Annotated in this window: 18 protein-coding genes, 1 tRNA gene, 1 pseudogene and 1 riboswitch; of the genes and pseudogenes, 6 read left to right on the top strand and 14 right to left on the bottom strand. The window is 46.2% G+C overall.

The genetic code is table 11. The annotated features are described in order from the left end of the window. Positions 1-10: 10 nt before the first annotated feature. From ICN46_RS05215 to ICN46_RS05190, 6 genes are all read right to left on the bottom strand, one after another. Entirely contained in the window at positions 11-937 is a 927-nt protein-coding gene (locus ICN46_RS05215) for a thiamine phosphate synthase (RefSeq protein WP_216205549.1), read from the bottom strand. A gap of 22 nt (positions 938-959) precedes the next feature. Beyond that, the gene (locus ICN46_RS05210; protein WP_216205546.1) at positions 960-1,778 is read right to left on the bottom strand and encodes a thiazole synthase; all 819 of its coding nucleotides are present in this window, start codon (positions 1,776-1,778) and stop codon (positions 960-962) included. Positions 1,779-1,781: 3 nt separating this feature from the next. Further along, the gene (gene thiS, locus ICN46_RS05205) at positions 1,782-1,979 is read right to left on the bottom strand and encodes a sulfur carrier protein ThiS (RefSeq protein ID WP_216205542.1); all 198 of its coding nucleotides are present in this window, start codon (positions 1,977-1,979) and stop codon (positions 1,782-1,784) included. Further along, a complete protein-coding gene (locus ICN46_RS05200) occupies positions 1,970-3,118 on the bottom strand; it encodes an FAD-dependent oxidoreductase (RefSeq protein WP_216205540.1) in 1,149 nt (382 codons plus the stop codon). Before ICN46_RS05200 ends, thiS begins: the two co-directional genes overlap by 10 nt. 8 nt (positions 3,119-3,126) lie before the next feature. Beyond that, entirely contained in the window at positions 3,127-5,064 is a 1,938-nt protein-coding gene (thiC, locus tag ICN46_RS05195; RefSeq protein ID WP_255538757.1) for a phosphomethylpyrimidine synthase ThiC, read from the bottom strand. Between the two features lie 37 nt (positions 5,065-5,101). Further along, positions 5,102-5,209: riboswitch (TPP riboswitch) on the bottom strand. 64 nt (positions 5,210-5,273) lie between these two features. Then, on the bottom strand, positions 5,274-6,107 hold the full coding sequence (locus ICN46_RS05190; protein ID WP_216205538.1) for an NUDIX hydrolase: 834 nt from the start codon (positions 6,105-6,107) through the stop codon (positions 5,274-5,276). 22 nt (positions 6,108-6,129) lie between these two features. On the opposite strand from ICN46_RS05190, the gene ICN46_RS05185 reads away from it, so the two are divergent. Then, on the top strand, positions 6,130-7,791 hold the full coding sequence (locus ICN46_RS05185) for a thiamine pyrophosphate-binding protein (protein WP_216205536.1): 1,662 nt from the start codon (positions 6,130-6,132) through the stop codon (positions 7,789-7,791). A gap of 80 nt (positions 7,792-7,871) precedes the next feature. Here the strand turns inward: ICN46_RS05185 and ICN46_RS05180 are convergent. From ICN46_RS05180 to ICN46_RS05165, 4 genes and pseudogenes are all read right to left on the bottom strand, one after another. After that, positions 7,872-8,856: pseudogene (locus tag ICN46_RS05180) on the bottom strand (Bug family tripartite tricarboxylate transporter substrate binding protein). Positions 8,857-9,076: 220 nt separating this feature from the next. Then, positions 9,077-9,151 (bottom strand) — tRNA-Arg (locus tag ICN46_RS05175). A 190-nt stretch (positions 9,152-9,341) separates the two neighbouring features. Beyond that, positions 9,342-10,574, bottom strand: a complete 1,233-nt coding sequence (locus tag ICN46_RS05170) for an MFS transporter (RefSeq protein WP_216205532.1) — start codon at positions 10,572-10,574, stop codon at positions 9,342-9,344. A 5-nt stretch (positions 10,575-10,579) separates the two neighbouring features. Beyond that, the gene (locus tag ICN46_RS05165) at positions 10,580-11,800 is read right to left on the bottom strand and encodes a CaiB/BaiF CoA transferase family protein (RefSeq protein ID WP_216205530.1); all 1,221 of its coding nucleotides are present in this window, start codon (positions 11,798-11,800) and stop codon (positions 10,580-10,582) included. 79 nt (positions 11,801-11,879) lie between these two features. On the opposite strand from ICN46_RS05165, the gene ICN46_RS05160 reads away from it, so the two are divergent. Both ICN46_RS05160 and parC read left to right on the top strand, forming a co-directional pair. Then, positions 11,880-13,868, top strand: coding sequence for a DNA topoisomerase IV subunit B (locus ICN46_RS05160; protein ID WP_216205528.1), 1,989 nt, complete (start codon positions 11,880-11,882; stop codon positions 13,866-13,868). A gap of 68 nt (positions 13,869-13,936) precedes the next feature. Next, complete coding sequence (parC, locus tag ICN46_RS05155) at positions 13,937-16,324, top strand: DNA topoisomerase IV subunit A (protein WP_370625487.1); 2,388 nt, start codon at positions 13,937-13,939, stop codon at positions 16,322-16,324. A gap of 61 nt (positions 16,325-16,385) precedes the next feature. Here the strand turns inward: parC and ICN46_RS05150 are convergent, their stop codons facing one another. After that, positions 16,386-17,339, bottom strand: a complete 954-nt coding sequence (locus ICN46_RS05150; protein ID WP_216205525.1) for an XdhC family protein — start codon at positions 17,337-17,339, stop codon at positions 16,386-16,388. A gap of 44 nt (positions 17,340-17,383) precedes the next feature. Between ICN46_RS05150 and ICN46_RS05145 the strand changes: the two genes are divergently transcribed. Further along, positions 17,384-18,031, top strand: a complete 648-nt coding sequence (locus tag ICN46_RS05145; protein WP_216205520.1) for a nucleotidyltransferase family protein — start codon at positions 17,384-17,386, stop codon at positions 18,029-18,031. A gap of 88 nt (positions 18,032-18,119) precedes the next feature. On the opposite strand, the gene ICN46_RS05140 is transcribed toward ICN46_RS05145, so the two are convergent. Continuing rightward, positions 18,120-19,295, bottom strand: a complete 1,176-nt coding sequence (locus ICN46_RS05140) for a vWA domain-containing protein (protein WP_216205517.1) — start codon at positions 19,293-19,295, stop codon at positions 18,120-18,122. A gap of 27 nt (positions 19,296-19,322) precedes the next feature. Then, positions 19,323-20,180 (bottom strand): AAA family ATPase, encoded by an 858-nt coding sequence (locus ICN46_RS05135; RefSeq protein ID WP_216205515.1) that lies wholly within the window; start codon positions 20,178-20,180, stop codon positions 19,323-19,325. Between the two features lie 159 nt (positions 20,181-20,339). Between ICN46_RS05135 and ICN46_RS05130 the strand changes: the two genes are divergently transcribed. Both ICN46_RS05130 and ICN46_RS05125 read left to right on the top strand, forming a co-directional pair. After that, positions 20,340-20,705 carry a c-type cytochrome gene (locus ICN46_RS05130; RefSeq protein ID WP_255538755.1) on the top strand — a complete coding sequence of 122 codons (366 nt, stop codon included), beginning with the start codon at positions 20,340-20,342 and terminating at the stop codon, positions 20,703-20,705. A 17-nt stretch (positions 20,706-20,722) separates the two neighbouring features. Further along, entirely contained in the window at positions 20,723-21,067 is a 345-nt protein-coding gene (locus ICN46_RS05125; RefSeq protein WP_216205511.1) for a c-type cytochrome, read from the top strand. A gap of 63 nt (positions 21,068-21,130) precedes the next feature. Here the strand turns inward: ICN46_RS05125 and ICN46_RS05120 are convergent. After that, the coding region (locus tag ICN46_RS05120; RefSeq protein ID WP_216205431.1) for an IS3 family transposase at positions 21,131-21,226 on the bottom strand (96 nt) is incomplete at its 5' end.

The raw sequence follows: 21,226 nt of genomic DNA, 5'->3' as shown, positions 1-21,226 counted from the left end.
TACTGTGCACTTAAGTTCGCATTAATTCTTGTAAGTGTTTGACTGCAGCCTTTGGGTCTTTGGCATTTGTGATTGCCCTGATGAGCGCTACAGAACCCACTCCACTTTGTGCTACTGCATGGATGCTAGTTTCATCAATGCCGCCAATCGCAACTAGCGGATAGTGACTCATAAGCTTGGCATATTGGTAAATGCGACCTAAGCCTTGTGGGGCAGTGGGCATTTGCTTGATGGGTGTTGGAAACACTGCACCCATCGCAATATAGCTAGGGCAAAATCGATCCGCATAAACCATTTCGGCATAGCCATGAGTACTCAGGCCTAGTCGCAATCCAGCATTACGAATCGCCTCTAGATTGGCTGTTTCCATATCTTCTTGCCCGAGATGAACACCATAAGCTCCAGCAGCTATGGCCTCTTGCCAATAATCATTAATAAAGAGCAAAGTCTTGCTACCTTCAACTGCAGATACGGCTTGTGCGATCTGTTTTTTAATTTTGGACTTGTCCTCGGATTTAAAGCGCAGCTGTACAGTTGGCAGTTCTGCATCAACCATACGCTTAACCCAATCAGAGTCAGGCATCACTCCATAGAGACCTAAGCGTTTAGGGCATTCAGCAAAGGCCTTGGGATTCATATTGCGAGTCCAGGGTAGTAAATCAAAATGCTCTGGTCTTTTGGGCCATTTGTAAGGGTCAAATCCACCATCTTGATGGACCATGCGTGACCAGGCCTTACCTAAGACGCTCGCATCAGATTCAATAAAACCCATTTCAATTGCAGCGAGGGTGCCGGCTAATTCATAATGATCGCTAGCATGTTCATTATCTATTTTTGGTGGTGGTGTTGCTAGGGTAAAGGTTGGAATTGTAATAGCCAAATCAGCCGCACGATGTGCTGCCACAATTTGATCTGCAAGGTCGCGAATGAGGCTCATATCTTGATATTAATCGTCAACATTAACTTTGATGCCAGAACGGCGTGCCGACTAATGGGGTGCTGGCCTGTGCCGAATCTTGCGCTTGCATTGCACCCGATAAGTAAGCTGAGCGACCAGCAGAGACTGCCATTGCAAATGCTCTTGCCATAGCAGCAGGATTATCAGCCAAGGCAACAGCTGTATTGAGTAGAACGCCATCAAAACCCCATTCCATGACGGTGCAAGCATGTGAGGGTAGACCAAGCCCAGCATCAACCAATAGCGGCACCTTAAGCCGTTCACGCAAGAGTTGCATCGCGTAGGGATTGAGAGGTCCTTGACCGGTGCCAATCGGAGCAGCCCAAGGCATTACCGCCTGACACCCGACGTCTACCAGACGCTGGCAAACAATGAGATCTTCCGTGCAATATGGAAGAACTTTGAAACCATCTTTAATTAAGGTCTCTGCAGTTTGAACTAGCCTGAGAGTATCGGGTTGCAATGTATAGTCGTCACCAATCAGCTCTAACTTAATCCAATTAGTCTCAAACACTTCCCGTGCCATCTGAGCGGTTGTAATAACCTCTTGAGGGCTATGGCAGCCAGCAGTATTTGGCAGTACTGGCACTGCCAATTTTTTAAGAAGGTCCCAAAAGCCGCTGTGAGCCTCAGTTGTAGAGCTCCCTTGACGCCTCAAACTTACTGTAATCATGGCAGGGTTGGATTGAGTTACAGCATTCTCTAAAATTTGCGGTGAAGGGTAGCGTGAAGTGCCTAACAATAAGCGGCTAGCAAAACTCTCCCCATATAAGACTAAGGTGTCTGCGTTTGTGAGATTTTTAGGTAGTGGTGCAGTCATTTTTTAGCCACCGGTTACCGGTGCAATGATTTCAATTTGGTCATTCTCATGCAATTGGTGCTCAGCATATTTTGTTTTGGGAATGAAATTCAGATTTACAGCAACAGCATAAGGTGGCTTGGCATTAAGTAGTGCAATTGCATCGCTAAGCTTGCACCCCGATGGAACATCATGGTCTTTTAGATTGACAATTACACGCATAGACTTGTCTCTCGAAGAGTAAGATCTTTATTGATACGTAACCCTAGATCTATGGCTGTATTGCTATGACCGTCTTCGAGGAGTTCGATTGCACAGTCCATCACCGCCGGTGAAATCATAAAGCCATGACGATATAAACCATTAATAAGCATTAAACCGGATTGATCTGGTTGTTTGCTAAATTTAATTTCTGGAAGATTATCTTTTAGGGTTGGGCGACATTGCGTTGCCATTTCTAAAATACGGGCCTCTGCAAAACCGCTATGCACTGTATAAATCGCACTGAGTAATTCCATAGCAGATCGGACGCTAACTTCTGATAGGTCCTCAGATTCAATTTCTGTAGCGCCCACAACATAGACATGATTTTCTTTCGGGGCGATATAAATTGGGTAACGCGGATGAATTAATCGAGTGGGGCGTTGTAGGTTAACTTCTGGTGCATAAAGACGCACTACCTCGCCACGCACACCGCGTAGAGGGTTGTGGCTTGCATCATCAGCTTGCCATGCAGTTTTAGCGCCAAGCCCGCGACAGTCTATAACCCAATCATGATGACGCTGAGATCTTAATATCTCTGGTTCGACGGGCGTATTCCAGTAGCAATTTACCTCGAGCAATTTCAGTTCAGCTAGCAAAGCATCTAGTAGCTGTCGATTATCCAATTGACCTTCATTTGGTAAATACAAGCCTTGGTGAAAACGATCTGCAATGCTAGGTTCTATATCTTTTAATGACTGACTGTCGAGTTTTTGTGGTGTTGGCAGTTGCTGATTATTTCTAGCGTTGCTCTCAAGATGTGCAGTGAAGCGTTCTGCATCACTGACATCTTGGCGGTGCCACAAAATAAGCGTGCCATTTTGCTGAAAGAAAACTGGTGAACTTAGGCTGGCAATGATGCTTTTCCAGCGAGGCAGACTATGCATGCCCATACGCACCACACTATCTTCGGTAATGGCAGATTCAGCAAGAGGGGCAAGCATAGCAGCAGCAACCCTAGCCGGAGAGAGTGCGGCATCGGCAGATCCCTTTTCAAAAAGATCTACTTGAGCGCCTCGCTTAGCCAAAGCAACAGCAAGCATCCGACCCATTAGGCCGGCGCCTACTATTGCATATTTGCCATTAGCGAACTTGCTCATCTCTTGCCTTACTGATAGATCTCGCTGCCGCGTTTGCGGAACTCTGCTGACATTTCCTCCATGCCTTTAGTTGCTTCTGTAATTTCTGCAATCGGAATAACTTTTGGCGGTGTTTTTGGATTTCCATCGGCATCTAAAGTTGCGGCATAGTCACGTACTTCTTGGGTAATTTTCATTGAGCAGAACTTAGGCCCGCACATTGAGCAGAAGTGGGCAATCTTTGCGCCTTCAGCCGGTAGTGTGGCATCGTGATATTCCCGAGCACGCTCCGGATCAAGACCCAGATTAAATTGATCTTCCCAACGGAACTCAAAGCGCGCTTTAGATAAGGCGTTGTCACGAACTTGTGCACCAGGCAGGCCTTTTGCGAGATCGGCACCATGGGCTGCAATCTTGTAGGTGATGATTCCTTCCCGCACATCCTCTTTATCTGGTAAACCTAAATGCTCTTTTGGCGTGACATAGCAAAGCATGGCGGTGCCATACCAGCCAATTTGCGCCGCACCAATGCCGCTAGTGATGTGGTCATAACCTGGAGCAATATCAGTGATCAATGGTCCAAGGGTGTAGAAAGGGGCCTCCAAGCAGTGCTTTAGCTCTTCAGTCATGTTTTCTTCAATGCGCTGCATTGGTACGTGACCAGGGCCTTCAATCATCACCTGAACATCATGCTTCCATGCTTTAGCGGTGAGCTCACCAAGGGTATGGAGTTCGCCAAATTGCGCAGCATCATTGGAGTCGGCAATGCAGCCTGGTCGCAAGCCGTCACCCAAGCTAAACGAAACATCATAGGCCTTCATGATCTCGCAGATTTCATCGAATTTCGTATAGAGGAAGTTTTCTTTGTGATGAGCCAAGCACCACTTGGCCATGATAGATCCGCCACGCGAAACGATGCCTGTAATGCGGTCTGCGGTTAGGGGTACGTAGCGCAGCAACACGCCGGCATGAATTGTGAAGTAATCCACGCCTTGCTCAGCTTGCTCAACAAGGGTATCTCGGAACATCTCCCAAGTGAGATCTTCAGCAATCCCGCCAGTTTTGTCTAAGGCTTGATAGATGGGGACGGTACCAATAGGTACCGGGGAATTGCGAATGATCCACTCGCGAGTCTCGTGAATATGTTTGCCTGTAGAGAGATCCATGATGGTATCTGCACCCCAACGGATAGACCAAACCATCTTTTCAACTTCTTCATTAATTGAAGAGGTAACTGCGGAATTGCCAAGGTTGCCATTAATCTTCACGCGGAAGTTGCGACCAATAATCATTGGCTCTAATTCAGGGTGATTAATATTGGCTGGAATGATGGCACGTCCTGCTGCGATTTCAGAGCGGACAAATTCACCAGTCACGGTCTCCGGCAGATTAGCGCCGTAACTTTTACCTGGATGCTGTTTAAGTAGCTGTTTATATTCTGGGTTTTTGCGAAGTTGATCAATCCCCATTGACTCACGCAAGGCTACGTATTCCATTTCCGGGGTGACGATGCCTCTACGTGCGTAGTACATCTGACTGACATTGCTGCCAGCTTTGGCTACCCGTGGTGCGCTAATGTGAGCAAAGCGGAGGGTTTGTGTGGCTGCATCTTGCGAGCGTGCCACTCCATACTCGGAGCTTGGTCCAGAAAGTTGCTCAGTATCGTTACGCTCTTTGATCCATGCGTCCCGCAATCTTGGCAAACCCTTTTCAAGATTAATTACAATTTCTGGGTCGCTATAAGGACCAGATGTGTCATATACCGGTACTGGTGGATTAGCCACCATTTGTTCGCCAACACGCGTTGGCAACTGTTCAATCATCCTGAATGGTGCCTTGATGTCAGAACGCGAGCCCTCTAAGTAGGTTTTAGTTGACGCCGGGTATGCAAATTTTTGACCGAAATCTCGCTCCAAGCTTTTGAGGCTTGGAATCTCATGTTTGTTTTTTGAATTATGTGTACTCATGCCCATCTCCTGACTGTTTAAGATGGACGAAACCGGGTGTCGGTCTGATGTAACTCCCCACGCCAGCATTACCTGGATCGGGTTTTAGGGTCTTTCTCAGCGCCTTTAGCAAATCCTAACTTAAAGGGCACCCCTGTTTCATCCTTAGGTAAGATTTAACCACGAAATGTCTTGCTGTGGATATTCGTCGTCCAGGGCGGTTCTGATGGTTATTTATGATTCCGCAGTATGAAATCAGCCGTCACCAGTGCGGCATCGCTAGTAAATTCATCCGCTAATATGCGGGCTGCAGCTTCTGCGAGGGAAATTTCGATAAAACCACTAACTTCACCATCATGATTGGTGGGAATAAAGTTATTACTAAGCTCTAGATCATAGATAAAGAGCTGTTCATCATGAAAGCCTCGCCCTGGTATTGGCCTACGCATATGGAGTTTTCCTGCTGGGGAAATCGTGGCGGCTATATGTGGGGGCACTCCAGCCTCCTCCCAAAGTTCTCTGCGAGCATTTACCCAGGGAGTTTCATCGGCGGAAATGCCGCCAGCAGCTAAATTATCCAGTCTGCCCGGATCGGTGGCTTTATTTTCACTGCGCCGGCCTAGCCAAATATTGCCCTGTTGGGTATAGCCATTAATATGGCTTGCCATGCTGCGAAAGCCAAAGGTTCTAAATGCCGCGCGTTCTAGGCGGAAATATTCATGACCATTTAGGTCAAGCCAAGCAAATTCTTCATTACGCCACCCAGGAATAAAGCCGCCTAGGCGCATTCTATTGGCCAATATGCTTAGATTGGTAGATAGCTCTATCGGTCGTCCAGCCGAAATATGCAAAGCCTCATGTCCAAGCTCAATAAAAGCGATCGGCTTCTTAACTAATGATTCTTGTAAGTAAGGAATAAACTCGGGATTTATGTGGCCAATGATTTGTTTGACGTTGCCGCCGCCGGCAAAGTGAATCGGCATGTATTCAGGCGGAGCAGATCTTGCAGTATTTTGAAGCATCTCCTCGAGTGCAGCTAGAGTGCTAGTGTTGAGGGTATTCATAGGGAAAGTGTAAGAGAAAAAGATGGAGACAAAGAATAAATTGCCACACGGTGGCCAAATTCTGGCTAACGCTTTGGTTCGACAGGGTGTTGATATTGCATTTGGCGTGCCTGGTGAGAGTTTTCTGCCCTTGTTAGATGGTTTGGTTGACCACTCGAATGATTTCCGCTTCATCACCTGTCGTCAAGAGGGTGGTGCAGCTTATATGGCTGAAGCCTACGCTAAGCTAACTGGTAAGCCGGGTGTGGTGATGGTAACGCGTGGTCCTGGCGCATCTAATGCGATGGTTGGTATACATACCGCTTTTCAAGATTCTTCTCCATTGGTTTTATTGGTGGGGCAGGTTGGTACTGATATGGTGGAGCGTGAGGCTTTTCAAGAGATTGATTACCGCCGTCTCTATTCTGAATGTAGTAAGTGGGTTGGCAGTATCGATCGTGTTGATCGAATTGATGAGTTTGTCTCACACGCATTTCATATTGCACAGTCGGGGCGAAAGGGGCCTGTGGTACTGGCTTTGCCAGAGGATATCCTCTATCAATGCGCCCTTGAGAAACCTACTGCAGCAGCGCATATAGTGCAGCCCGGCTTAGATCGCACTATTTTTAATGACGCGATGACTGCTTTTGTCAACGCAAGCAGACCAATGATTTTGGCGGGTGGCGGAAATTGGAATGCTTCAGCCTGTAGCGCTTTAAGCGCCTGGGCAAGGCGTGAGCAGTTACCGCTTGCCACTAGTTTTCGTTCGCAAGATTTGATTGATAACCAAGATGCTTGTTATGCAGGCGACTTGGGGATTGGCGCAAACCCATTGCTCGTAAAACGCATTCAGGAGGCCGATGTTTTATTGGTAATTGGCGAACGCTTAGGGGAAATGACTACAGCCGGCTATAGCATTCTATCGGCACCTGAAGCTGCCACTAAATTAATCCATGTGTTATCTAGCCCCGATGAATTAGGTCGGGTATATCGCCCAGAGTTTGCCATCAATTGCAGCCCTGAAAATTTCTGCACCGCCTTAAGCGATGTGCGAATGGGCAAGCAATACGATCCTGAGGCAATGTCGAGCGCTCATACTCAATATCTCTCTTTTTCAGCCCCAATAAACGTAAAGGGTGATTTGCAGTTAGCGCAGATCATGGCCTCATTACCTGCTAGCATCCCACGTAATGCTATTTTGACAAATGGCGCTGGAAACTTTGCTACTTGGGTTCATCGTTTTTATCCCTATGGTGGCTTTAAGAGTCAATTGGCCCCTGCAAATGGATCCATGGGATATGGACTACCAGCAGCTATCGCGGCAAAAATTGTCGATCCCAGCAGAGTAGTGATTGCCGTCTGTGGTGATGGTGATTTCATGATGAATTGCCAAGAGCTCGCAACTGCCTCACGCTATCAGGCTTTTCCCATCATTCTGTTAGTGAATAACAATATGTTGGGAACTATTCGGATGCATCAAGAGCGAGAATTCAGTCAGCGTGTTATCGGCACAGGCCTAACCAATCCTGATTTCATTAAATTTGCCGATAGTTTTGGCATGCCTGCATACCGTGTTGCCAAGACAGAAGAATTTGCTCCAGCTTTTTCCAAGGCACTAGATAGCAAGAACGGGGCACTTATTGAACTTGTATTGGATCAAGAGGTGATTTCTCCTTCGAAGTTGCTGTCACAGCTCGGGAAATAATTTTAAGCAATCAATTAAATGATAAAAGGGCGCTAAGCACCCTTTTTAATTCCAACGATTAAACATTGCTGCTTAAGTGATTAATCGACTTTTGCGCCAGAATCCTTGACGACTTTTGTCCACTTTGCAATTTCATTTTTAATGTAAATGGAAAATTGTGCCGGTGTATTGCCAACAGGTTCGGCACCCATTGCCAAGTATTTATCTTTTACAGCAGGACTGTTAATGACCTTCATTAGTTCAGCACTGGTCTTATTCAATATATCTGGCGACATATTCGCTGGACCAACAATTCCAAACCATGAAGTTGCTTCATATCCAGGTAGATTTGCTGCCTCTGCAACTGTTGGAAGATCTGGAAATGCAGGAGAGCGCTTGGCGCTTGTCACCGCTAAGGCTTTAAGTCTGCCGGCGCGTATGTAATTGATTGAGGAGGGCAGATTATCAAACATGATGTCTACATTTCCCGACATCAGATCTGTTACTGCTGGAGGACTTCCTTTGTAAGGCAAATGAACCATAAATGTTTTAGTCATTGATTTAAAGAGTTCCCCAGCCATATGGATCGAAGTGCCATTCCCGCTAGATGCCATATTGACTTTGCCCGGATTTGCTTTCGCATAGGCTATAAGGTCATTTACGCTATTGATATTATTTTTTACAGCCCACTCAGGATTTAGAACCAACACATTTGGTAATTCAGCAACCAATGTAATGGGCGTGAAATCTCTAATTGGATCAAAGGGTAACTTACCCCCTCCTTGTGTATACAGGGGGGAGATTAATGCCATGTGTACCAACAGAGGCCATCAACCAGGTGTAACCATCGGGGGCAGCTTTTGCCACAACTTCAGCGCCAATATTTCCACCGGCACCTGGCTTATTATCAATCACAATATTCCACTTAATTGTGGAAAGTAGTTCACTCTGTAGTGGGCGAGCAATGTTATCTGTTGCGCCCCCGGCAGGAAATGGAACTACCAAGCGTATTGGTTTACTGGGAAATGTACTTTGGGCAAATGCAATTTGAGTAATGAATGCGCCCGCTAGAATAGCGCCAACCATTAAGCTTGTTGCGCTTCCCCAAAGATTACAGTTGTTTTTCATTTCAGTCCCCGTCTTTATATTCTTTAGCTATATACAGAATTAGCTTATTCACAATGTAAACGATTATTTGTTTACTTGTAAGTAGTGCTTAATAATTAAGCAAGACAGGTCTGTCTATACAAATCGGTGACTTACGAAAATATTTGACGATTTATCCACAAAATCTGTGGATAAGTTTTGGTCCCGCCGACAGGAATCGAACCTGTATCCCACGCTTAGGAGGCATGTGCACTATCCATTGTGCTACGGCGAGATTAAAAAATTGTTACTGAGCCACTATCAATTGCCTGCAAATACGCTAGGGTAATTACCAACCACATAATGCCCAAACTTGATTCGTTAAAGCAACCATCATAGCGGGTGCATAGTAAGTCGAAAAAATTCCCGCCAATAGTAACAAGCTTATAAAGTAAAACATCCAACGCATTAGAAGTTGCTTTCGTTTATGCCGCAACAGGTCGTTGGATTGCGCGCTCTTTTATCGGTAGATTTACTAAGAATGCAAATACTCCAAGGGCAATTGCGATTTCCCAAACAATTAAGTATGAGCCGGTTTTATCAAAAAGGTAGCCGCCTAAATACGCTCCGCAGAAGCTGCCTAATTGGTGAGAAAAGAATACTAAACCAGAAAGCATTGTGAGGTATTTCACGCCAAAGATTTGGGCAACAATGCCATTGGTCAATGGTATGGTTGAGAGCCAGAGAAAGCCCATTATTGAGGCAAAGATGTAAGTAGTCATCGGACTAAGTGGTAGCCATAAGAATCCAATAATGGCAATGGATCTCCCTAGATAGATGCCAGATAGCAAATATCGCTTGGGGAAGCGCTGACCCAGCATGCCTGCGGCATAGGTACCAAAAATATTGAACAGTCCGATAAGGGCTAATGCGGTGGTTGCAATTGCTGGTGCGCCAACGGCAGGATAAATCTTCGATAGATCTTTTAAATAAGGCGCTAAATGTACGGCAATGAATACAACCTGAAAGCCGCAGACAAAATAGCCTAGAGTGAGTAATCTAAAATTTGGATTACGGGCGGCCTCCTTAAGGGCTTCTTTAATGGTTTGGTCCCCAGTTTTGTGGCTGTGAGCAAAGTTTGGTTCGCGCAACATAAACGCAATGGGTATCATCAGACTGGCAATTAATGCCAGCATTAATAACGCATCTTCAGATCCAAAACTGCTGAGTAGTCCTTGTTCTGTTGGGATCATCAGAAATTGACCAAACGAGCCCGCTGCCGCGGCAATACCCATGGCCCATACGCGTTTATCAGCGGGGACATTGCGACCTAGGATTCCGTAAATAACGCTATAAGTCGTTGCTGTTTGCGCAAGACCGATGAGAAGTCCGCCCGCAAGGGTGAAATTCAGTGCATCGCTTGATAGGGCCATGCCAGCCAACCCAAGAGCATAGAGAATGCCACCGGCAATCATAATTTTGAATGCGCCATAGCGATCTGCAAGTGCACCAGTAATGGGCTGGAATGCGCCCCAAATAAGATTTTGCAGTGCGATGGTGAGGGCGAAGGTTTCTCTACCCCAGCCATTGGCTGAGGTGATGGGTAAATTAAACAAACCAAAGCCATGGCGAATACCCATGGAAAGAGTGACCATCAAGCCGCCGAAGATTAGGACTTGTTTTAAAGAAAGTGAGTATGCAGACTTAGTATTGGTCATGTGAGTTAAATGATCCCTTTTTTTCGCAGCTGATCGATTGCTTCAGTATCGAGATTGAGATGGTCGCGAAGTATAGCTTCGGTATGCTGACCTAGTGTTGGCGGGGGCATGCGTATCTCCGTAGGGGTTTTGGATAGACGCATGGGGCTGGCAACCAGTTTCATACTTCCGGTTGTGGGGTGCGGAACCTGCAGTTCGACGCCACGCGCTGTAACTTGTTCATTTTCAAATACTTCTTTGAAATTATTAATCGGCCCACAGGGAACGCCGGATTCCTCTAAGAGCGATATCCATTCAGCCTTGGTTTTCTTGCGCGTCATTTCCTCCAAGAGTGGAATCAATTGCTTACGGTGTTGAACGCGTAGTGGGTTTTCGCAATAGAGCGGGTTTTCGGCAAGATGGGATTCGCCCCCAGCTGTCACAAAGTGACTAAATTGGCCATTATTCCCAGCTGCGACAATGATCCAGCTATCAGATGTAGGGAATGTTTGATAGGGGACTATTGTTGGTGCTGCATTGCCCCAGCGATGCGGAATTTCATTCGAACAGAGATAGGCGCTTGCTACATTGGCCATAACTGCAATTTGTGTATCAAGCAGTGCCATATCAATGGATTGACCTTCGCCAGTTCTATCTCGATGGACAACTGCTGCCAAAATTGCGGTACTAGCATACATGCCGGTAAAAATATCGGCTATGGCAACTCCTGCTTTTTGTGGGCTAGCCCCTAGAAAGTCACCCGCCTCTCCAGTAACGCTCATAAAGCCACCCATACCCTGCACAATGAAGTCGTATCCAGGGCGATGAGCATAGGGACCCGTTTGGCCAAAACCAGTGATTGAGCAGTAAATGAGGTCAGATTTAACCTTCTTTAGGCTCTCGTAGTCCAGGCCGTACTTTTTAAGCTGTCCAACTTTGTAGTTTTCGATGACAACATCCGACTCAGCGGCCAGTTTGCGGATAATCTCTTGGCCCTCTGGTTGGCTAATGTCGACCGTAATAGACTCCTTATTGCGGTTAATTGCTATGAAATAAGCGGTTTCTTCGGTATCTCTACCTTGAGCATCTTTGGCGAAAGGAGGGCCCCAATGCCGGGTGTCATCGCCGGATTCAGGCCTTTCAACCTTAATCACCTTTGCGCCGAGATCAGCTAGGTTTTGCGCACACCAAGGGCCAGCTAGTACTCTGCTGAGGTCTAAAACCCGGATATGACTCAATGCTCCCATGCCCTAATTTTGGCACGGATGAAGGGGTAATTTGGGAAAATTTCGGCCTTTGCTTCAGACATGACTACAATTTGCGCGCATGGCTACCCGTAAAACCTCCGAATACAGCGAATCGTCAATCCAAGTCCTAAAAGGGCTAGAACCAGTCCGACAGCGGCCTGGAATGTACACCCGCACTGACAATCCATTACACGTTATCCAAGAAGTTTTGGATAACGCCTCCGATGAGGCTCTGGGCGGATTTGGGAAGCACATTACCGTCACCTTGCATTCCGATAGTAGCGTGAGCGTTGAGGATGATGGGCGCGGTATTCCAGTGGGTATGCACCCCACTGAGAAGCTCCCAGTCGTTGAGATTGTCTTTACCCAATTGCATGCAGGTGGAAAATTTGAAAAGGGTAGTGGCGGTGCTTATGCATTCTCAGGCGGTTTGCATGGTGTTGGCGTATCCGTTACAAATGCCCTATCTAAGCGTCTAGAGGTGACAGTTTGGCGTGAAGGTCAGGTATCAACCCTGACTTTTGCTGACGGCAAAGTCATAGAGAAGTTAAAAACTCGAGCCGCAGGCAAGGATGATAAATCCCACGGTACGCGGGTTCGTGCCTGGCCTGATGGTAAATATTTTGACAGCTCAGCAATCCCGATGCCCGAGTTAATACGCCTGTTGCGTTCTAAAGCCGTATTACTGCCGGGCGTAAAAGTAACTTTGATTCAAGAAAAATCTGGTGACAGCCAAACTTGGCAGTACGCTCAAGGTTTGCGTGGCTATCTAAACGAAGCTATTGCCCAAGCAGGTCATGGCGCTGAAGTGATTCCACCATTTGAGGGCGAGCAATATGCCACTGGCAATGGCGATGATGATTCCTTCGCCGAAGGCGAGGGCGCTGCTTGGGTGGTTGCCTGGACCGAAGATGGTCCGCCAGTGCGCGAAAGTTATGTGAATTTAATTCCAACACCTGCTGGTGGCACACATGAAAGTGGTTTGCGTGAAGGGCTGTTTAACGCTGTTAAAGGTTTTATTGAGATGCATGCCTTGCAACCCAAAGGCGTAAAGTTAATGCCTGAGGATGTCTTTGCACGTGCCTCCTTTATTTTGTCAGCTAAGGTACTCGATCCACAGTTTCAGGGTCAAATTAAAGAGCGCCTCAATTCGCGTGATGCTGTCCGCCTTGTTTCTGGTTACGCAAAATCGGCTTTAGAGCTTTGGTTGAATGAGCATGTCGATTACGGTCGAAAGCTAGCCGATTTAGTCATCAAACAGGCCCAAGCAAGAACACGTGCCGGCCAAAAAGTAGAGAAGAAAAAATCTTCTGGTGTAGCAGTTCTTCCTGGGAAGCTAACTGATTGTGAGAGCCAAGATATCAGCATGAATGAAATCTTCTTGGTTGAGGGTGATTCTGCAGGCGGTTCAGCCAAGATGGGGCGCAACAAAGAATATCAGGCGATTTTGCCCCTGCGTGGCAAGGTTCTCAATACATGGGAAGCTGAGCGAGACCGTCTCTTTGCTAATAATGAAGTTCATGATATCGCTGTAGCCATTGGCGTTGACCCCCATGGGGCCAATGATGAGCCGGATTTATCGAACCTGAGATATGGCAAGGTTTGTATTTTGTCAGATGCGGATGTTGATGGTGCGCATATTCAAGTCCTACTATTGACCCTTTTCTACAGGCACTTTCCAAAGTTAATTGACTTAGGGCACATCTATATCTCTCGTCCACCTTTGTTTAGGGTTGATGCTCCCGCACGCGGTAAGAAGCCCGCTCAAAAGATTTACGCTCTAGATGCGAGCGAACTAACAGCTATTGAAGATAAGTTACGAAAAGATGGTGTCAAAGAAACTGCCTGGCAAATTTCTCGCTTCAAAGGTTTGGGTGAAATGAGTGCAGAGCAATTGTGGGACACCACTTTAAATCCAGATACTCGTCGCTTATTGCCAGTAACCCTGGGTGAGTGGACTCAAAATGAAACCATCAAGACGATGGATATGTTGATGGGTAAATCAGAATCGGGCGCTCGTCGTGATTGGCTTGAAGAGCGTGGCAATGAAGTTGAGGCTGACATCTAATGACTAATAAAAAAATACCCGGAGTATCTGATTTAGAACAGGCTGATTTATTTTCAGGCGTTGAAAATATAGAAATCGTTGAAGTTTCCGAGCCTGCTGACGCTAACAAGAAAGGACCTGTTTCTGGAGGTCCAAACGATCCACACGATCCTAAACTTGTTGAGCTTAATGAGGATGGTAAAGATAGTCTGACCCTTGCTGTATACGCAGAGCGTGCCTATTTAGATTATGCGATTAGCGTTGTTAAGGGTCGCGCTCTGCCTGATGTGGCGGATGGTCAAAAACCAGTCCAGCGCCGTATTTTGTTCTCTATGAGCGAGATGGGCTTACGTTCTGACGCTAAACCAGTCAAAAGCGCTCGTGTAGTTGGTGATGTTCTGGGTAAGTTTCATCCGCATGGTGATCAATCAGCTTATGACGCTTTAGTGCGTCTAGCCCAAAGCTTTTCACTCAGGTACCCATTGATTGATGGTCAGGGGAACTTTGGCTCACGTGATGGCGATGGTGCAGCCGCAATGCGCTATACAGAGGCACGCTTAACTAAGATTGCTGATTTGTTGCTGAGTGAAATTGACGAGGGTACCGTTGACTTCACGGCCAACTATGACGGCTCCTTCCAAGAGCCTAAGTTGCTTCCAGCTCGTCTGCCATTTGTATTGCTAAATGGCGCCTCAGGGATTGCTGTTGGTATGGCAACTGAAATTCCATCGCATAACTTGCGTGAAGTAGCCGCAGCAGCAATTGCCTTGATGAAATCACCAAAGCTGTCTACGACAGAGTTACTGGAGATTATTCCTGGCCCGGATTTCCCTGGTGGCGGTCAAATTATTTCAACTCCAGCTGAAATTGCGCAGATTTATGAAGCTGGTCGGGGCAGCTTAAAAGTTCGGGCACGCTGGTCGGTTGAAGAACTTGCGCGTGGCCAATGGCAGATTGTGGTTAATGAGTTGCCGCCTGCTACTTCATCGCAGCGTGTACTTCAAGAAATTGAAGAGATTACCAATCCAAAAGTAAGAGTGGGTAAGAAATCTTTAACCCCAGAACAAAATAACCTCAAGTCAACGATTCTGAATGTCTTAGATGGTGTGCGAGATGAATCAAGCAAAGATGCCGCGGTACGTTTGGTTTTCGAGCCCAAGAGTAAAAATATTGATATCAATGAGTTTGTCAATCTATTGCTAGCACATACCTCTCTCGAATCTAACGCCCCAATGAATTTGGTGATGATCGGCAATGATGGCCGACCACGTCAAAAAGGCTTAAAAGAGATTATTTCTGAGTGGATTGCGTTTCGTGTTGCTACCGTTACTCGACGCACTCAACATCGTCTTGGTAAGGTTAAAGACCGTATGCATATTTTGGAGGGGCGCTTAACCGTTCTTTTAAATATTGATAAGGTTATTAAGATTATTCGCAATAGTGATGAACCTAAGTTGGATTTGATTAAAGAGTTCAAGCTGAGTGATCGTCAGGCTGAAGATATTCTAGACATTCGCCTACGCCAATTAGCTCGTCTCGAAGGCATCAAGATTGAGCAGGAGCTTAAGGGGCTTAAAGCGGAACGTGCTGAGCTAGAGGGTTTACTGCAAAGCGACGCTGTTTTACGTAAACGCATTATTAAAGAAATTGAATCTGATATGAAGGATTACGGCGATGACCGTCGTACTTTGATTCAGGAAGATAAGCGCGCCGTTGCAGAAACCAAAGTAATTGATGAGCCTGTTACCGTAATTGTTTCTCAAAAAGGCTGGGTGCGAGTTCGTCAGGGTCATGAACACGATGCAACACAATTTAGTTTTAAAGCTGGTGATGCTATGTATTCCACCTTCGAATGCCGCACCGTTGATGTTATGCAAGGTTTTGGTAGTGATGGTCGTGTCTATACTGTTCCGGTAAGCGATCTTCCAGGTGCTCGCGGTGATGGTTCGCCATTGACCAGCTTTGTAAATTTGGCCCCTGGGTCGCAGATGGTGGCTTATTACGCTGGTCAATCTGATGACTTGGTTCTGATATCTACAAGATCTGGTAACGGATTTTTGGCCAATGTGGCTGATATGACAACTCGCAATAAGGCGGGTAAATCATTTGTGGGTATAGATCCTAAGTTCCCTGGAGGCGATGCACCTTTGGGGGCGGCTAAAGTAAAGGTGGGTATGAAGCAGGTTGCCTGCTTGTCAGAGAGCTCGAAATTGTTGGTTTTTCCTTTAGATGAATTAAAGCGTTTACCAACAGGCGGTAAAGGTGTGATCTTAATGGGCTTGGATGGTTCAGAGAAACTGGCTTCAGCAGTTGCCGTTGGGCCAGATGGAGCAACATATTCTGGTGCTGGTCGAGCGGGTAAGCCAACGGAATTGGCTTTAGACGCTAAAACCTTGAAATCTTTTGCGGGCAATCGTGCGCGTAAGGGGCACTTTGTTGAGCCGCGCCTTAAGGATGGGAAGCTCAAAGCGAACTAATCCCTTGTACTAACGTCTTAATTCGTTAAAAAAGACCCGGACAGTTAACGCTGCCGGGTTTTTACTTTTCAGCCAAGCAACCATACTTCACGGCAATAACTTCTGCCATGATCGATACAGCAATTTCAGGCGGCGTTAATGCGCCGATACGAAGCCCTACGGGGCCATGCAATTTTTCTACTTGCTCCTTGCTGACATCAAAATCAAGTAGGCGCTCTTTGCGTTTTTGGGTATTCACTTTGCTTCCTAGTGCTCCTATATAAAAAGCGGGCGACTTCAAAGCCTCCATGAGTGCCATATCGTCCAACTTGGGATCGTGTGTGAGGGCAATTACGGCAGTATGGGAATCGATACCTAGGTCAAGCAAAACATCGTCTGGCATCCCTTGGATGAAGGTGATGTCGTTTCGTGCAATACCGTGCGCATACTCTTGGCGTGGATCAATCACAATGACCTCAAAATCTGCGGCAAGGGCAAAGTCTGCAGTGTAGAGCGATAACTGCCCAGCCCCAATGATCACCATGCGCCAGCGTGGCCCATAAGTTGTTTTCATGGTTTGATCGTCGCAGGTGAATGCATCATTGCGATTGCCATCCTCCAGGTGAGATTTACCCGACGCAATATGAATGGTACGAAGGGTGATTTGATGTGCCGTGATTCTATTTAGGAGCTCCTCCAATACGGCAAGTTCCGGCCTGGGTTCAATCAGCAATCGGAGTGTGCCGCCGCAGGGAATGCCAAAGCGAGCGGCTTCTTGTTGACTCACGCCATAAATAACCATTTCGGGGGTGGTGCGAGTCAGGATCTGTGTTTGTACACGGCGGATGAGATCATCTTCAACACACCCCCCTGAAACTGACCCTGCAACTTGCCCATCATGGCGGATTGCCAGCCAAGAGCCTACTGGCCTTGGTGCAGAACCCCAAGTTTGGATAACTGTGGCAATGGCCACTTGATCTCCGGCTTTAAGCCAGTCAATTGCAGATTCGAGTACGCTTAAATCAGTGCTATTCATGCTTTGTCTTTTGATTTTGCAAATATCTATTTATTATCACCCCAATGAACTATTCTCAAACAGCCCCACAAGCTTCGCTTCGTTTGGCGGTACTGTTGCTTGCTGCAGGCGAGGGTAGTCGCTTAGGTTCCCACCCAAAGGCGTTGCTTCAAAGGGATGGCAAATCACTTCTCATGCGGTTTTTCTCTGCTTTGGCAATGTTTCAACCGGTGGAGTGTGTTGTGGTTACCGGATTTCATGCAGATCTTATTGAAAGTGAGATCGATGCAATTAAAAAACAATCCCCATTCCCGATTTCGATCGCTAGAAATTTATCCGCTAAGGATGGTCAGGCTACATCGGTTAGATTCGGTCTGGCATCGCTACAAAGCCAATATGATGTTTTGTTGGTGGCATTATCTGACCAGCCTGGTATCGGGTCATCTGAGATTCAAGTCCTGCTTGATTGGTATATGCATAAAGACAATGACCTGGATGTGATCTTGCCAGTTGTTGATGGTAAAAGAGGAAATCCCGTGCTATTTTCATATGCCGTTATACAAGACATTTTGGCTTCTCCGGGTATGGTGTGTCGGTCTTACATGGATAGGCATCCTGAGCTAGTAAAGGAGCTGGAGACAGACCTACCTGGTTTTGTGTTGGACGTCGACACCTTTGAAGACATCCAACGTGAGAATTTGACTCTGGGTTGATTTTTTTATATTTCAGCTATTAACCCGATTTCAACACTAGCTACTTTTTCTAGCGGGTCAAAATGATGCTGCAATAAATGCTTGGATCTCACTTTGAAAGTTGACGCATCGCACTTTCTAAGCCATTTAAAGTAACTGGGTACATCCGATTTTTCATGAGCCCTTGCATAATATCGATGGATTGACGGTACTGCCAAATTGATTCAGGCTCTGGATTCAACCAAACAAAGTGATGGAAGTGATCAATCAGGCGATTAACCCAGGTTGCGCCGGCCTCAAGGTTGTTATATTCCACTGAGCCATTAGGACTCAAAATTTCATATGGAGACATGGTCGCATCACCAACAAAGATTAGCTTGTACTCAGGCCCATATTTATTAATTACATCTTGAGTTTTGGTGACTTGATCGCGACGACGGCGATTGCTTTGCCATAAATTTTCATACACGCAGTTATGAAAATAATAATGCTCAAGATGTTTAAATTCGGTCTTGGCGGCAGAGAAGAGTTCCGCAATTCTCTGAATATGATCATCCATGGAGCCACCTACGTCCATTAGCAATAACACCTTCACTTGATTATGGCGCTCCGGGCGCATTTGGATATCGAGCATCCCTGCATTGGCTGCAGTTGAGTGGATGGTTTTATCTAAATCTAATTCGAGATGAGACCCCTCTCTAGCAAAGCGTCTCAGTCGACGTAATGCCAACTTAATATTGCGTGTCCCTAACGCAATATCACTGTCATAGTCTTTGAATTCTCGCGCTTCCCATACTTTAATAGCGGTGCGATTGCCAGCGCTTTCACCGCCGATCCGAATCCCTTCTGGGTGATAGCCGCTATGACCAAAAGGGGACGAGCCGCCAGCACCAATCCATTTTTTTCCGCCGCCATGCCATTCCTTTTGCTCTTTCAATAATTCTTCTAGACGTTTTTTAAGTGCTTCAGGACCGCCTAATTTCTTTAGGGCCGCCTTTTCCTCGTCGCTTAGCGCATGCTGCAGTTTTTTTTCTAGCCAATCAAGTGGTATGTCTGGTTGTAGGGCAATTAGCTCTTTGACGTCATTAAAGTAGGCGCCAAAAACCTGATCAAAGCGGTCAAAGTGTTGTTCATCCTTAACCAATGACATGCGTGCAAGCTGATAAAACTCATCAATAGAGGGGTTGATCACACCAAACTTGAGTGCTTCGAGCAAAGTCAAAAACTCCCTGACTGAGACGGGAATTTTCGCTTCTTTCAGTTTGAGAAAGAATTGAATAAGCATCTAGATGGTTAATTAAATAATAAGCGCTTAACGATGGTTACGATTCATCGCGACAAGGCGCTCAAAGAGGTGAACATCTTGCTCGTTCTTGAGAAGCGCGCCATGCAATGGTGGCACTACAATTTTTTCATCAGAGCTAAATAGGGCCTCAGATGGGATATCTTCTGCCAACAGAAGCTTTAACCAATCAATCAGCTCTGATGTTGAAGGCTTTTTCTTAAGTCCCGGTAGAGCTCTGATTTGGTAAAAAGATTTGAGTGCGGCATTCAGCAAATCTTGTTTGATATTGGGGTGATGGACATCAACTATGCTTTGCATTGTTTTCTCATCCGGAAAGGAGATGTAATGAAAGAAGCAGCGGCGCAAAAATGCATCAGGCAATTCTTTTTCATTATTCGAGGTGATGATCACAAGAGGGCGATGCTTAGCTTTAATGAGTTCGCGTGTTTCATAGACGTAAAACTCCATCCGATCAATTTCCCTGAGTAGATCATTAGGAAATTCGATATCAGCTTTGTCGATTTCATCTATAAGTAGGACGGTAGGCTCATCGGCTTCAAACGCTTGCCATAAGACACCTTTCACAATGTAATTGCGAATATCGTTTACTTTTTCGTCCCCCAGCTGGGAATCCCTTAGTCGGCTAACTGCGTCGTACTCGTATAAACCTTGCTGTGCTTTAGTGGTCGATTTGATATGCCACTGAAGTAGGGGCATATTTAGAGCCGCAGCTACCTCTTCTGCCAGCATTGTTTTGCCCGTTCCTGGTTCGCCTTTAATTAATAAAGGGCGTTGCAAGGCGATAGCTGCATTGATTGCCAGTTTTAGGTCATCTGTGGCTACATAGCTTTGTGAACCATCAAAGCGGGATTTGGTCTTAGTCATGGCTTGGCATTAAAGTCGTTTTGGAGTACCTAAGTATAGGTAAAAGGGTCGCAAATATCAGTCTTTTATCGATTTTTAGGGCATATATGACTGTTTTTTCATCTCTCCGCTATACTTCCACAACTTGTTCTGAATCAAATTGATTAAATAGTGATTTATATGAAAAAAATCTTCACTCTTCCCCACTTAGCGGTTAGCGCTTTTTTGCTACTTTCAGGATTGCCAGCTCAAGCAGCCGATGTCCAGGGCTCTGCCGATTCCGGCAAAGGTAAGGTATGGCTTTGTATAGGTTGCCACTCCATTCCAGAATATCGCGCTGACTATCCATTCGTTTATAAAGTGCCTATGCTTGGGGGTCAAAATGCTGGCTATATTGCTACCGCACTTTCTGAATACAAAAAGGGCGAAAGAAAGCATCCTACGATGCGTTCCATTGCTGCCAGCTTGTCTGATCAAGATATGGCTGATATCGGCGAATACTATGCTGCGCAGAATGCCAGCTCACCTATTAACCCATTGAAGTGATATCTAGAGGCACGTTTATGAAAGTCGCACTATTTACCGCCGTTTTGTTAGCAAGTATCGGCCTAGCAAATGCCGCTAACATTGATAAAGGTCAGGCTCTAGTGGAGAAGGGCAATTGCGCTTCCTGCCATGGCGCTGGCTTGAATGCCCCCATTCTGCCTGCTTATCCGCGTTTGGCTGGTCAGTATTCGGACTATGTTTATTACGCATTGCGTGCTTATCAGGTGGGCAATAGCAACCCTCAGTTTGGACGCAACAATGCAGTCATGTCATCACAGGTTCAGGCTTTTTCAGACGCCGATTTGCATGATATAGCTGCTTACGTTTCTTCTTTGCCTAGCACGCTCATCGTCAAGAAGTAAGGTTTCTCATCCCATAAAAAAGGCCTAGAATTTGAACTGACCCACAAAAGTTGGACAGTTTAATTAGGTTAGCACGAGGGATTGAGTTCGGTAATTAACCGGGCTCAATCCCTTCAGTTTTTGTTTGATCCGATCATGGTTGTAATAGTCGATATATTC

This window comes from Polynucleobacter sp. Latsch14-2, assembly GCF_018881925.1.
Classification (GTDB): domain Bacteria; phylum Pseudomonadota; class Gammaproteobacteria; order Burkholderiales; family Burkholderiaceae; genus Polynucleobacter.
The sequence above is the reverse complement of the archived record's forward strand: the minus strand, read 5'-3'. Positions and strand labels throughout refer to the sequence as shown.